At 74.1% G+C, this 13461-nt stretch carries 11 protein-coding genes; 6 read left to right on the top strand and 5 right to left on the bottom strand.

From position 1 onward, the window contains the following. Window positions 1-72: 72 nt before the first annotated feature. From E4N63_RS11045 to E4N63_RS11035, 3 genes are all read right to left on the bottom strand, one after another. Window positions 73-1869, bottom strand: coding sequence for an ABC transporter substrate-binding protein (locus E4N63_RS11045; RefSeq protein WP_125622211.1), 1797 nt, complete (start codon window positions 1867-1869; stop codon window positions 73-75). A 72-nt stretch (window positions 1870-1941) separates the two neighbouring features. Then, entirely contained in the window at window positions 1942-2952 is a 1011-nt protein-coding gene (locus E4N63_RS11040) for an ABC transporter permease (protein ID WP_125622212.1), read from the bottom strand. A 349-nt stretch (window positions 2953-3301) separates the two neighbouring features. Further along, window positions 3302-5425 carry a prolyl oligopeptidase family serine peptidase gene (locus E4N63_RS11035; RefSeq protein ID WP_125622214.1) on the bottom strand — a complete coding sequence of 708 codons (2124 nt, stop codon included), beginning with the start codon at window positions 5423-5425 and terminating at the stop codon, window positions 3302-3304. A gap of 288 nt (window positions 5426-5713) precedes the next feature. Between E4N63_RS11035 and E4N63_RS11030 the strand changes: the two genes are divergently transcribed. From E4N63_RS11030 to E4N63_RS11015, 4 genes are all read left to right on the top strand, one after another. After that, the gene (locus E4N63_RS11030; RefSeq protein WP_019710204.1) at window positions 5714-5908 is read left to right on the top strand and encodes a hypothetical protein; all 195 of its coding nucleotides are present in this window, start codon (window positions 5714-5716) and stop codon (window positions 5906-5908) included. Window positions 5909-5944: 36 nt separating this feature from the next. Continuing rightward, window positions 5945-6910, top strand: a complete 966-nt coding sequence (gene mshB / locus E4N63_RS11025; RefSeq protein ID WP_230240538.1) for an N-acetyl-1-D-myo-inositol-2-amino-2-deoxy-alpha-D-glucopyranoside deacetylase — start codon at window positions 5945-5947, stop codon at window positions 6908-6910. Continuing rightward, window positions 6907-7275, top strand: coding sequence for a DUF6113 family protein (locus E4N63_RS11020; protein ID WP_125622218.1), 369 nt, complete (start codon window positions 6907-6909; stop codon window positions 7273-7275). Before mshB ends, E4N63_RS11020 begins: the two co-directional genes overlap by 4 nt. 1379 nt (window positions 7276-8654) lie before the next feature. Beyond that, window positions 8655-9506, top strand: a complete 852-nt coding sequence (locus E4N63_RS11015) for a hypothetical protein (protein ID WP_230240537.1) — start codon at window positions 8655-8657, stop codon at window positions 9504-9506. A gap of 91 nt (window positions 9507-9597) precedes the next feature. On the opposite strand, the gene E4N63_RS11010 is transcribed toward E4N63_RS11015, so the two are convergent. Both E4N63_RS11010 and E4N63_RS11005 read right to left on the bottom strand, forming a co-directional pair. Then, window positions 9598-10491 carry a transglutaminase-like domain-containing protein gene (locus E4N63_RS11010; RefSeq protein WP_230240536.1) on the bottom strand — a complete coding sequence of 298 codons (894 nt, stop codon included), beginning with the start codon at window positions 10489-10491 and terminating at the stop codon, window positions 9598-9600. Between the two features lie 16 nt (window positions 10492-10507). Then, window positions 10508-11590 (bottom strand): GNAT family N-acetyltransferase, encoded by a 1083-nt coding sequence (locus tag E4N63_RS11005; RefSeq protein ID WP_230240535.1) that lies wholly within the window; start codon window positions 11588-11590, stop codon window positions 10508-10510. Between the two features lie 139 nt (window positions 11591-11729). Between E4N63_RS11005 and fdxA the strand changes: the two genes are divergently transcribed. Next, window positions 11730-12050 carry a ferredoxin gene (gene fdxA / locus E4N63_RS11000; RefSeq protein ID WP_019710198.1) on the top strand — a complete coding sequence of 107 codons (321 nt, stop codon included), beginning with the start codon at window positions 11730-11732 and terminating at the stop codon, window positions 12048-12050. Window positions 12051-12189: 139 nt separating this feature from the next. Next, entirely contained in the window at window positions 12190-13287 is a 1098-nt protein-coding gene (dapC, locus tag E4N63_RS10995; RefSeq protein WP_230240534.1) for a succinyldiaminopimelate transaminase, read from the top strand. The last annotated feature ends 174 nt before the right edge of the window (window positions 13288-13461 follow it).

The following is a 13461-nucleotide window of genomic DNA, read 5'->3' as shown; positions in this document are numbered from 1 at the left end:
GAGGTCCCGGTGCGCGGGGGCGCGGGTCCACCGGCCGGCGGCCGGGCCGCGCCTCCCGCGCACCGGGGGCCGTCACTGCTTCAGATAGAGCTTGTTCGGGTCGAGGCCGCTGAGGTCGTTGTTGTAGACCGCGCCGCCGATCTTCGAACCGCTGATCTGCATCTGCTTGTAGTAGTACGCGGGCACCACCGGGGTGACCTCCTCGACGATGTACTTGCCGAGGCCGAACCACTCCTCGGCGGCCTTCTCCGGGTCGGCGATGGCCGAGATCCGGTCGATCTCCGCGTTGATCTTCTTGTCGTTCACGTGCGCGTAGTTGGCCGAGCCGTCGGCGATCTTCCGGCCGTCGAACAGCGGCGGGATCACCGTCGACGAACTCACCCAGTCGTGGCCCCAGTTGTTGCGGTACAGGTCATAGCCGTTGTCGACCTTGCCGACCCGGTCGTAGTAGGTGTCGGTCGGCAGCTCCTTGCGCTGCACGTCGAAGCCCGCCTCGCGCAGGGCGTCCGTGACGGCGACCGCCTCCTGCTGGCTCTCGTTGTCGTTGCGGAAGGCGTAGACCAGCTTCATGTTCTCCTTGCCGGCTTCCTTCAGCAGCTCCCGCGCCTTCGCCGGGTCGCCGTTCGGCTTCGCCAGCTTGCCGAAGGGGTCGTAGCCCTTCTCGTAGCCGGGCAGCAGGGGGCTGATGACGCCGCCCGCGAGCTCGCCGCCCGCCGAGCCGCCGTACGGGGCCAGGATCGCCCGGAGCGGCAGGGCGTGGGCGATGGCCTGCCGGACCCGGTGGTCCTTGATCCGGTCCATGTTGATGGCGTACATGGCGACATAGGACTGGTAGCCGGAGATGGTGCGTTTCTTGGCCTCCTCGTCGCGCAGCACCTGCGGGATGGTGCTCGCGTCCACCGAGTTGCTGAAGCTGGTGGCCCGCTGGTTCTCCCCGGTGTCGGAGAGGATGCGCTTGCTGGAGTCCTCGTACTGGTGGTTGAAGGTGATCTCGAACTTCTCCGGGTACTGGTGCCGCGCGGCGTCCGTGTCCGGGTCCCACTCGGCGTTGCGCACCAGCGTCATGGACTTGCCGGGCTTGAACGACTGGATCTTGTACGGGCCGGTGGCCAGTGGGTCCTTGTCGTACTTCTCCTTGGTGTCCTTCTCCGCGGACACCACCCCGTAGCCGGGCATCCCCAGCGCGTAGGGCAGGTCGTTCTGCGGCTTCTCGAAGCGGAAGACGACCGTCTTGTCGTCGGGGGTCTCCAGGATCGAGTCCGGCAGGTGGTCGCCCTTGTACGGGCCGCCCGGCAGCAGGTCCCGGTACTCCGGGTCGTCCGCCATCCAGGACTGCACGAAGGTCGGGCCCTCGGTGACGAAGTCGGCGAACAGCCGCTCGAAGCTGTGCCGGACGTCCTGGGAGGTGATCGGCGAGCCGTCCTCGAAGCGGATGCCGTCCTTGAGGGTGTACGTCCAGGTCTTCCCGTCGTCCGAGCGGGTGCCGCTGTCGGTGGCGAGATCGCCGACGACCGAGTAGTCGCCCTTGTTGTCCATCTTGACGGTGGTCAGCCGGCGGTGGATGAGCGCCGCGAGCTTGCCCTCGTCGGAGACGTAGATCTGCGCCGGGTCCAGATGCGCGAAGCTGTCCCGCGCGAGCACCCGTATCGTGCCGCCCGGCTCGGCGCCCGCGATCGGTTCCGCCGGCCCGGTCGACGCCGTGGCGTCGGCGAACGGCACGGGCGCCTGCGCCGTGGCGCCCTTGTCCTTGCCGTTCCCGTCGTCCCCGCCGCCGCCTCCGCCGCCCTCGCTGCAGCCGGAGAGCAGTAACGCCCCCGCCGCCAGCGCCACCACGGCGGCGCGCCCTCCGCGTGCCCGAATCCTGCTCATGGCCTGTCGCACCTGCCCGTCCTTGAGTGGTGGCCTGTGGTTCGCCGCCCGGTGTGCGCCGCCGGGCCCGGATCAGTGCCGGGTCTTGGGGTCGAACGCGTCCCGGACGGAGTCCCCGAGCAGGTTGAAGGCGACGATGAAGATCACCATCGCGCCGCCCGGGAAGAACATGTAGGTGAAGTCGTTCTCGAAGACCTGGGCGCCGGTGGCGAACATCCGGCCCCAGTCCGGAGTGGGTTCGATGAATCCGACCCCGAGAAAGGAGAGCCCGGCGGCAGCGGTCACGAAATTCGGCAGCATCAGCGTGCTCTGCACCAGAATCGGGGTGACCACATTGGGGAGCAGTTCCCGGCGGATGATCCGCCACGGGGAGGCGCCGCTCACCCGGGCCGCCTCCACGAACTCCCGCTCCCGCAGCGACAGCACCGTGCCGCGCAGGATTCTCGCCAGGCTCATCCAGCCCAGGAACCAGAGCACCAGCACCATCGCGACCGCCCGGACCCAGGTCGGCGTCTCATCGGTGTCGGCCACGAACAGGGCGACCACGATCGGCATGAAGGCGACGAAGAACAGCTGGTTGGGAAAGGCCATCAGCAGGTCGATGGAGCGGCCGATGAGGAAGTCGGTGCGGCCGCCCAGATAACCCGCCGCCACCCCGAGCACGATCGCGGTCAGCGTGGCCAGGACCGTCACCGCGACCGCGACCAGCAGCGAGGTGCGGATGCCGTAGAGGAGCTGGGTGAAGACGTCGCGGCCCAGAATCGGCTCGATACCGAACCAGAATTCCCCGGAGATGCCGCCGTTCGGCGCGATCGGATAGCCGAACTCGTTGAGCAGCCCGTCCCGCTGCTGTCCGTAACGGGTGTACGGGTCCTTGCCGTACAGATGGGAGATCACCGGCGCGAGCAGGCCCACGGCGAAGAAGAAGAGCACCACACCGGCCGAGATCGTCCCGGCGCGGTCGCGGCGGAAGCGCCGCCACATCAGCCGGCCCGGCGAACGGCCGCCCGGCACGTCCGCCGTCCGGGCTTCGGGCCCCGGCGGCCCGCCACCGGCCGCCGCGGCCTTCGATAAGCTCGTCATCGCGCTGGGGCCCCCGTGGTCACGTCTCCGCCGAACTGGTCTGTACCGCTTTCCTGACGTGAGCGCGACTTTGCAGCGGAGCCCCGGTCCAGTCAAGAGGGCGCCCGGACCGAAAAGACGCCGCCCCGGCATCTTGGGAGAAGGTTTCGGATATCGAGGTCGCCGTGTGCTTGACGCCGGACCGCGGCGCCGGACATTCCCGCCGGAATCGCCGTCGAGCGCGTTAACACCCGGGCAACTTGATGGAAGCAAGCCCGATATCCACAGGCGGCAGGCTGAACGGCGTACGGCCGTGCGGGTGCCGTAGAACCGGCCGGGGCGGTCCGTGGACCGCCCCGGCCGGCCGCGGTCAGACCAGGCCCAGCGAGCGGCGGAGGAAGCCCGCCTGGAGCAGCAGCAGATTCTCCGCGACCTGCTCCTGCGGGGTCATGTGCGTCACCCCGGAGAGCGGCAGCACCTCGTGCGGGCGCCCGGCCGCCAGCAGCGCCGAGGACAGCCGCAGCGTGTGGGCCGCCACCACGTTGTCGTCCGCGAGCCCGTGGATCACCATCAGCGGCCGGTGCTGGCCGGCCGCCCCGGAGAGCCCGCCCTCCTCGGTGACCAGCGAGTTGGCGTCGTACACCGCCGGCCGCTCGGCGGGATGGCCGAGATAGCGCTCGGTGTAGTGGGTGTCGTAGAGCCGCCAGTCGGTCACGGGCGCCCCGGCGACGCCCGCGTGGAAGACGTCCGGACGGCGCAGCACCGCGAGCGCCGCCAGATACCCCCCGTACGACCAGCCGCGGACGGCCACCCGCCCCAGATCCAGCGGGAAGCTCTTCGCCAGCCCGTGCAGCGCCTCCACCTGGTCGTCGAGGGTGACCCCGGCGACGTCGTGCGCGATCGCCTTCTCCCAGGCCGGGGAGCGGCCCGGGGTGCCGCGGCCGTCGGCGACGACCACGGCGAAGCCCTGGTCGGCGAACCACTGCGAGGTCAGATAGGCGTTGTGGGCAGCGACGACGCGCTGGCCGTGCGGACCGCCGTACGGGTCCATCAGCACCGGCAGCGGACCGTCCCCCTCCCGGTAGCCGGTGGGCAGCAGCACGGCGCACGGGACGCGGCGCTCCCCGGCCTCCGCCAGCCGCACATGGGCGGTCAGCACCGGCTGCTCCGCCAGCGACATGACCGTCCCGGCGGGCCTGTCGTCCCGGTACAGCCGCACCGCCGCGCCGCTGTGGTCGAGCGTGGCCGAGGCCAGCACGGTCACCGCGCCGGAGCGGACCGCCGAGTGCACCCCGGGGCCCTCCGAGATCCGCTCCACCCCCAGCTCGCTGACCCGGTGCACATGGATCTCACCCGTACCCGGCGCCGCCGCCTCCGGCCCGGCGGAGGCCGTCACCAGCACGTCCTCCGCGCCGACGTCGAGCACCGCCCGGACGTGCAGCTGCGGCCCGGTCAGCGGGCGGTCGCCCACCATCAGCACCCGAGCCCCGCCCTCGTCCGCGATCCGCACCAGCCGGCCGTCCGGCGTCCACACCGGGACCCCGGGGAAGAGGTCGAGCCAGACCGGGTCCTCGTCCGCGTGCAGCAGCCGGGTGGCGCCGGTCTCCGGATCGGCCGCCAGATACAGCTGGGAGCGCTGGTCGCGGGCCTGGACCAGCAGCAGCGGCGGCCCGGCCGCGGACCAGTGCACGCGCGCCAGATACGGATAGCGCTCCCGGTCCCACTCCACCGGCACCCGCGAGCCGTCGAGACCGGTGAAGGCGAGCGTCACCTCCGCGTTCTCCGTGCCGGCGGCCGGATACGCCACCTCGGCCGGCTCGCGGCCGGGATGCGCCGGGTCGGCGATCCACCAGCGGCGCACCGGTGTCTCGTCCACCCGCGCCACCAGCAGCCGGTCGCTCTCCGGCGACCACCAGAAGCCCCGGGAGCGGTCCATCTCCTCCGCGGCGACGAACTCCGCCAGCCCGTGGGTGATCCGCTCGTGCTCCGGCTCGGCCAGCGCCCGGGCGTCCGAGCCGTCCGCGGCGGCGACGTACAGGGCGCCGCCGGCGACCCAGGCGATGTGGCGGCCGTCCGGCGACGGGCGGGGATCGACCACTGGGCCCGGCACCGGGAGCTCCCGCGCGGTCCCGGCCCGCAGCTCGGCCGCGAACAGCCGCCCGGAGAGCGCGAAGGCGGCCAGCTCGACGGCCGCGTCGACCGCGTAGCCGACGACCCCCGCCGAGCCCTCCCGGCTCCGCTCCCGGCGCGCCCGCTCCTCCGGGGACAGCCGCTCCGTGCCGCCGCCGAGCAGCGCCGCGGGATCGGCGGCGATCCGTTCCGTCCCCTCGCCGAGATCGTGCACCCACAGCAGGTTCGCCCGGTCGGTGCCGGAGCGGGACCGCAGGAAGACGAGGCGGGTGCCGTCGGGCGACACGGTGAAGGAGCGCGGCGCGCCCAGGCTGAAGCGCTGGGTTCTGGCATGCTGCCGCGGAAACGAGAGCTGTCCGTCCATGCGGCGACCCTACGTGCCGGGCCCCGCCGGGCCGAGTCCCCGCACCGCTCCCGGGCCGTCCCGCACCGCTGCCGCACCGCCTCTGACCGGCCGTCGGCCGTGCTCCGGCGTACGCCCGGTGGAGCTGAAGGGGCGCCCGGTCCGTGCGCCCCTTCTCTGCTGCGATGCACCCGCTCGTGCGCAGGAACGGATCGTTATGATCTGTGGCGCATCATGGGTAACCACACTGTGGCGCCCGTGCGTTACCCCTCGTCGCCCCGACCGCACATACCTTGGAGGTGAACCGCCGTGGCACTCTCGATTTCGGTGGTGGTGCTGCTGGCGATCATCGTCTTCCTGCTGGTCCGGAAATCCGGGCTGAAGGCCGGACATGCGGTGGTCTGCATGCTGTTGGGCTTCTACCTGGCCAGTTCCTCGGTGGCCCCGACCATCAGTGAGCTGACCAACAACGTCGCCGGGATGATCGGGGGGCTGAAGTTCTGACGGCCCGGCGCCGTTTTCGCTCGTACGCTGTAGCGCATGACTGACCTGCCCTCTCCAGGCCGTGGCCGGGCGCTGCCCGCCCGCCGTCTGCTGCTGGTGCACGCGCACCCGGACGACGAGACGATCAACAACGGCGCGACCATGGCCAAGTACGCCTCCGAAGGGGTGCACGTCACGCTGGTGACCTGCACCCTGGGCGAGGAGGGCGAGGTCATCCCGCCCGAGCTGGCGGGCCTCGCCGCCGACCGCGACGACGCGCTCGGTCCGCACCGGGCGGGGGAGCTCGCGGCCGCGATGGCCGAACTGGGCGTCACCGACCACCGGTTCCTCGGCGGGCGGGGCCGCTACCGCGACTCCGGCATGATGGGCCTCCCGCAGAACCACCGCCCGCGGGCCTTCTGGCGGGCCGACACCGACGAGGCCGCCGCGCATCTCGTCGAGGTGATGCGCGAGATCCGCCCCCAGGTCCTGGTCACCTACGACCCCGACGGCGGCTACGGGCATCCGGACCACATCCAGGCGCACCGCGTCGCCATGCGGGCCGCCGCGCTCGCCTCCGAGCGGGCCTACCGCCGCGACCTCGGCGAGCCGCACACCGTCCGGAAGATCTACTGGAACTGCCTGCCGCGGCCGGTGGCGGAGGAGCGGCTGGCGGCGCTGCGGGCCGCCCCCTCCCTGCCCTTCCCGGGCGTCGCCGGAGTGGCGGACCTTCCCGGGGTGGTGGAGGAGGAACAGATCACGACGGCCGTGGACGGCGGCGAGTGGGCCGGGCGGAAGGCGGCGGCCCTGCGGGCGCACGCCACGCAGATCGCCGTCGCGGAGGGCGTGGAGGGCGTGGAGGGCGGGGCCTGCTTCGCCCTGTCGAACAATCTTGCGCAGCCGCTGCTGGCCACCGAGTACTACCGCCTGGTCCAGGGCCCGGCGGCGGACGGACCGCCGGCGGGCAATCCGCCCGAGACCGATCTGTTCGCGGGCATTCCGGACGCCGGGGAGAGCCGGTGAGCGCCGGGCGCCTCGCCGCGTACGCCGCTCTCGCGGTGCTCGGGGTCCTGACCGGCGCGGCGGGCGCCCTCGTCCAAGGCGCCTGGTTCCCGGCCGGGTTGCTGCTGGCCCTGCTGGCCGTCGGAGCCCTCTGCTACGGCGGGCTGCGGGCCACCGGCACCCGGATCGGTCCGGGCGCGGCGGCCGGCGGCTGGCTGCTCGCCGTGATGGCGCTGACCACCTCCCGGCCGGAGGGCGACTTCCTGTTCGGGTCGGGCGTGGGCTCGTATCTCTATCTGCTGGGCGGGATGTTGACCGCTGTGATCTGCACCACTGTGCCCTCGCTTCCCCCACCGGCCCCCGGAGCCAAGCCACTTGGCGTCTGACGCGCCGACGGGCGGGGGGTGCGGGCCCCCCGCCCGGGGCGCCGATGCGGCGGTCGCGGTATGAGCGCGGGCATCGGCCAGTATGGTGGTAGCGCCGCCGAGCTCCCCTGCCCTACGGCAGGGAGAACCCCCGCCCGCGGCCTCAGGCACGGGGGGAGCCCAGTGCGAGTACTACGGGCGGCGGAGCCAACCGGGAGAACCAGCTTTGAGCCGTGAATCTGACACCACGTCCTCCGGGCCCCAGGGGCACGGCGGGGCCGCGTCGTACCCCTCGGGTACCCCGCCCTACGGCACGCGCCGGTATCCGTCCCTGCACCCCCCGCAGGACGCGCCGGACGCACCCGAGGCCGCCGACGCCGGCCGGCCCTCCGAACCGGAGGAGCAGCCGAAGACCGAGACCACGCTGACGACCCGGATCAGAATCAACATCCCCGGGTCCCGGCCGATCCCCCCGGTCGTCATGCGCACGCCCGTCGAGGACCGGTCGTCCGCCACCGAGCCCGGCGTGCCCAGACCGGCCGGGCCCGCCGAGGAGCGGCAGCCCTCCGCTTCCGTCTCCGCGGCGGGCGGCGGCCGGGAGGGGACGGGGAAGAACCCGTCGGCGCCCGGCGGGCAGGGCGGCGGGGAGCGGGCCAGTGACTGGTTCGCGCCCCGCAAGACCCGACCCCCACCTCGGGCACCCCGATTCCGGGCGGCCCGGCGGCGGGCGGCCCCGGCGGTGCCGGCGCGGGCAGCGGTGGTGCGGCGCACGGTGGCGGTCCCGCGGCGCCCGGCGGCCGGCCCGCGGGAGGCCCGCCTCCCGGCCGGGACGCCGATCCCACGTCCACCCGGCCTACGGCACCCGTGTCGGCCCCGTCCCGGAGCGGGCCCCAACGGGCCGACCGGCGGACCCGCCGAGGGCGACATGCCGCTGCTGCCGCCCGCCTTCCGGCAGCAGGCCGCCCCGGCGGACCGGCGGGCGGTCCCGGCGGACCGGCCGGCGGGGACGGAGCCCGCGTTCCGCACCGCCGTCCCCGCGTACGGCGGCTTCCCGCCCGCCGCTCCCGGGCCGATGCAGGACCCGGACGCGCCCGCGCCGGCGCCGTTCGGCGCGGACCACGGCTTCGCGGCGGACCCGCCTTCGGCGGACCGGAGGAGCGGGTCTCCAGCGACACCCTGGTCAGCGGCATCCAGGCGGTGCCGCCGGCCGGTGAGTCCCCGTTCCCGACCCTGCCCGCCGACGACGCCGGTGCCCCGCGCCCGCCGGCGCCGCCCGGCCCGCCTCCCCGGCCCCGGCCGCGCGGAAGAAGGGCCGGTCCAAGCTCGTCCTGGCCGGTGCCGCGGTCGTCGCCGCGCTCGGCGTCGCGTACGCCGCCGGGCTGCTGCTCGACCACGCCGAGGTGCCGAAGGGCACCACCGTCGCCGGGGTCGACATCGGCGGCATCTCCCGGCAGGAGGCCGTCAACCGGCTCGACCAGGGGCTCGGCCGGCGTGTCGACGCCCCGATGACCGTCCGCGTGGCCGGGGAGCAGCACGAACTCAAGCCCTCCGTGGTCGGGCTGGACGTCGATGTCGACGCCAGCGTCCGGCAGGCCGCCGGGCGCGACTACAACCCGGTCTCCGTGATCGGTTCGCTCTTCGGCGGTTCCCGCGAGGCGGAGGCCGAGATCGTCACGGACCGGGAGAAGCTGCGCGCCGCGCTGGAGTCACTGGCCGGGGAGAGCGGCGCGGAGCAGGACGGCATGATCCGTTTCGAGGCGGGCAAGGCCGTGCCCGTCCCGGGCAAGCCGCACCGTGCCGTGGACGTCAACAAGTCCGTCACCGCGCTCTCCGACGCCTACCGGGCCCGCACGGAGACGGGGGCGAGCGCGGCCGTCGAACTGCCCAGCACCGTACGGCAGCCGGCGGTGGACCAGGCGGAGATCGACAAGGCGATGAAGGAGTTCGCCGAGCCCGCGATGTCCGGGCTGGTCACCGTGCGGACGGACCCGGCGCGCACCATCTCCTTCAGCCCGGAGAACTCGCTGCCGAAGTTCCTCTCCATGAAGGCCGTCAACGGCAAACTGGTGGACACCTACGACCTGAAGGTGCTCAAGAGCCTGTACGGCGGGGTGTTCGACGGCGTGCTCATCGAGCGCGGCAACGGCTCCAAGACCCCGGTGAGCCCGCAGGACGTGGCCGGGGCGCTCCGCGAGGCGCTGCGCTCCACCGACCCGGCCGGGCGCACCGTCACCATCGACACCACCCCGTAGCGGGGAGGCGTTCCCTCCGGCCCGGTGCGCGGCGCGCACCGGGCCGGACCGGTGTTTCCGTCCCGCAGGGCGTACGGGCCGCCCGGGTGCGTCAGTTGAGCATCGCGCGGGCCGCCCGGGCCTGCCGCCGCACATCCCGCGCCTCCTCCGGGTCCACCGCCTCGGCCACCTCCGCGTAGGTCTCCAGCTCGGCCGCGCCGGTCAGGAAGTCGCCGCGCCCGACCAGCAGTTGCCCGTGCTCACGGCGCAGCCGCGCCGGGTGGTGGGGCAGCAGCAGGGAGAGCTCGACCGCCCACAGCCGGACATCGACGCGCTCGGGCCGGGCGGCGGCCCAGGCGCGGATGTTGCCGAGAACGCGCCGGACGATGTCCAGCGGCGCGGCCGGGGTGAGCATCGCGGGGGTGAGCGGCTCACCGGTCACGGCGGCCAGCAGCAGTTCGGTGTCGCTCTCGGTCAGCGGCCGGCCGCCCTCCGAGGGGTCGGCCAGCACCCGGCCGCGGGCGTCCGTCCCCGCCGGGTCGCCGAAGCCGACGACGAAATGGCCGGGCAGGGCCACCCCGTACACGGGCGCGCCGGCCCGCCGGGCCACCTCGATCCAGACGACGGACAGCAGGATCGGCAGTCCGCGCCGCCGCCGCAGCACCTCCGGCAGGAGGGAGGACTCCAGGGCGGCGAAATCGTCCCGGGAGCCGCGGAATCCGTACCGTTCGCCGAGGAGCGCGCCGACCGCCCGTGCCCAGCCCGCGGCGCCGCCGCCGGGCGCGTACGGCAGCTCCCCGGCGAGCCGGTCCAGCTCGATCTGGGCCGCGTCGATGCCCTTCTCGCCCAGCGACGGATCGGCCTCGGCGGCGATCAGCAGGCAGAGCAGGGCGAGATCGGGCCGCTCCGCCCGCGCCTCGGCGGCGAACCGGCGCCGGACCGCCGTCCGGTCACCGGCGTCGTCGTCCGCGCCGCGGGGGTCGTGTGCGTCCGGCCTGTCCGGCATGGGGAAGCCCTATCGCTCAGTGGCCGCCGTCATCCGGCGCGCGCCAGTGGTGGTACGTGTGGTGGACGGTGAAGCCGAGCCGGTCGTAGAACGCGCGAGCGGGCCCGTTGTCCGTCTCGACCTGGAGATACGCGGCCGAGGCGCCCTCCTCCAGGGCCCGCGCGGCGAGGGCGGCCATCACGGCGGACGCCAGGCCCCGCCGCCGGTGCTCCGGTGCCACTTCCACCGCCGAGAAGCCCGCCCAGCGGCCGTCCACCACGCACCGTCCGATGGCCGCGGGGGCACCGCCGGCGTCCTCTCCGTCCGCGGCCCCGTCCGCCGGCTTGTCCGCCGGTACCGCGGCGAACCGGACGGACGGCCCGCCGCACAGCACCCGCCGCACCTCCGGGGTGTCACCGGCGAACCGCTGGTAGCGCCGCAGCCAGGCGGTGCCGGGGGTACGGGTCAGCCGCACGGGGGGTGCGGCGCTCCCGGCCCCCGCGGTCGCCGGGACGCCGTGCACGGGCCCCGCCTCCGCGACCGGGGCCAGCGCCGCCGTCCGCACCTCCGCGGAGACCTCCCGGATCCAGCCGCGGGCGTCGAGGGCGGCGGCCAGCTCCTCCTGGGTGTCCCCGGCGCCGGTGGTCACCTGGATGTACGCGGGCAGGCTCCGTGCGGCGTACCAGCGGACCACCCGGCGCAGCGCCTCGTCCACCGGGAGCCCCGGATCGCCCAGCGGCAGCACGGAGTTGGCGCGCCGGGTGAAGCCGCCCGAGGCCCGCAGGGTCCAGCCGCCCAGCGTCTCGCTCTCGGCGGGCGGCCAGGCGCGGGCCGCGACCCGGCTCAGCTCGGCCGCGGAGGCGGCCGGGCCCCGGCGCCGGGCGGGCGCCGCGGGCACCACCTTCCCGGCGGCCAGCGCGGATTCCGGGATGCGGACGATCTCGCCGTTCCGGCGTGTGAGACACAGCACACCCCCGTCCCAGGATGTGAGCACGCCGACCGCGTCGGTGAACCGCCCGCCCGGTGCTCCGGGCTCGCTCCACCGCCGCACCGATACCCTTTTGCCCACGTCAGCGGCGGTGATCCGGACCGTGAGGCGTCCGCCGGTGGTGAAATCCACAGCTGTGCCCGCCCCTCCTGTTCGACTGGTGCCCCGGAACGGAGATACTAGTTGCGGGCATCGACGACGCCGCGCTCCCGCGCGCCATGCGGCGGAGACGACAACCGCTCCGCCCGCCCTACCGAGGAGGAACGACAGCGTGACCTACGTCATCGCGCAGCCTTGTGTCGACGTCAAGGACAAGGCGTGCATCGAGGAGTGCCCCGTCGACTGCATTTACGAGGGCTCCCGGTCCTTGTACATCCACCCCGACGAGTGCGTCGACTGCGGCGCCTGCGAGCCGGTCTGCCCGGTCGAGGCCATCTTCTACGAGGACGACACCCCGGAGGAGTGGAAGGACTACTACAAGGCGAACGTCGAGTTCTTCGACGAGCTCGGTTCGCCCGGCGGTGCCTCCAAGCTCGGCCTGATCGAGCGCGACCACCCGCTCATCGCCGCGCTTCCGCCGCAGAACCAGTAGCCGCGGACCCCGCGGCGGCGTCCCGGTCCCGTACGGCACCCCGGCCGTGCGGGACCGCGGTCTTCGCGCCCGCCGCGCCGCCCCGGGATGCCCGCCGGAGCCGTCCGGCCGCCCCGAACGCCCGAGAGAAGTGAGCACCGTGCCCGGAGTCTCCGACCGGCTTCCCGTCTTTCCCTGGGACCGCCTCGAACCGTACCGAGCGTCCGCCGCCGCGCACCCCGGAGGTCTGGTGGACCTGTCGGTCGGCACCCCGGTGGACCCCGTCCCCGAGGTGATCCGCGAGGCGCTCACCGCCGCGGCGGACAGCCCCGGCTATCCGACCGTGTGGGGGACCCCGGAGCTCCGCGACGCCCTGGCGGGCTGGGCCGGACGGCGGCTCGGGGCGCGGGGCGTGGAGCACACCAACGTCCTGCCCGTCGTCGGCTCCAAGGAACTGGTGGCCTGGCTGCCCACCCAGCTGGGCCTGGGCCCGGGCGACCGGGTCGCCTTCCCCCGGCTGGCCTATCCGACGTACGAGGCCGGGGCGCGGCTCGCGCGCGCCGAACCCGTCGTCTACGACGAGCCGACGGAGGTGGCGCCGGAGGGCCTGCGGATCCTGTGGCTCAACTCCCCCTCGAACCCCACTGGCCGGGTCCTCTCCAAGGAGGAACTGCGCACCGCCGTGGCGTGGGCGCGGGAACACGGCGTGCTGGTCGTCAGCGACGAGTGCTACCTGGAACTGGGCTGGGAGGCCGACCCCGTCTCCGTGCTCCACCCGGACGTGTGCGGCGGCAGCTTCGACGGCGTCGTCGCGGTGCACTCGCTCTCCAAGCGCTCCAACCTCGCCGGATACCGGGCGGCGTTCATCGCCGGGGACGCGGCCGTGCTGGGCGAGCTGCTGAAAATCCGCAAGCACGGCGGGATGATGGTGCCCGCACCGGTCCAGGCGGCGACGGTCGCGGCCCTCGCGGACGACGAGCACGTGGCGGAGCAGCGCGCCCGGTACCGGGCGCGGCGCACGGCCCTGCGCGGTGCGCTGGAGGTGGCCGGCTTCCGGATCGAGCACAGCGAGGCGAGCCTCTACCTCTGGTCGACCCGGGACGAGCCCTGCTGGGACACCGTGGCCGATCTCGCCAAGCGGGGCATCCTGGTGGCCCCGGGCGACTTCTACGGCCCGGCCGGCGAACGCTTCGTCCGGGTCGCGCTGACGGCGAGCGACGAGCGCGTCGCGGCCGCGGTGGAGCGCCTGCGCGGCTGACCGCGGGGCCGGACCGCGGACGGGCCCGGACTGCCGACGGGTGCGACGGGCGAGACGGGCGCGACGGAGCACGGTGGAGCGCGGCGCGGGACGAACGAAAGGGGAGCGCCGGAGCACCGGAGAACAGCGGAACGCCCGGCCGGGGCATCCCCGGCCGGGCGTTGCCGTCCGTAC

Origin of the sequence: Streptomyces sp. MNU89 (assembly GCF_020982505.1) — a bacterium.
Taxonomy (GTDB): domain Bacteria; phylum Actinomycetota; class Actinomycetes; order Streptomycetales; family Streptomycetaceae; genus Streptomyces; species Streptomyces xinghaiensis.
This window is presented reverse-complemented; position numbering and strand designations above follow the sequence as displayed.

Coding starts and splice junctions, on each gene's coding strand:
- E4N63_RS11045 (WP_125622211.1), bottom strand. CDS start 1,869: ATGAGCAGGATTCGGGCACGCGGAGGGCGCGCCGCCGTGGTGGCGCTG.
- E4N63_RS11040 (WP_125622212.1), bottom strand. CDS start 2,952: ATGACGAGCTTATCGAAGGCCGCGGCGGCCGGTGGCGGGCCGCCGGGG.
- E4N63_RS11035 (WP_125622214.1), bottom strand. CDS start 5,425: ATGGACGGACAGCTCTCGTTTCCGCGGCAGCATGCCAGAACCCAGCGC.
- mshB (WP_230240538.1), top strand. CDS start 5,945: ATGACTGACCTGCCCTCTCCAGGCCGTGGCCGGGCGCTGCCCGCCCGC.
- E4N63_RS11010 (WP_230240536.1), bottom strand. CDS start 10,491: ATGCCGGACAGGCCGGACGCACACGACCCCCGCGGCGCGGACGACGAC.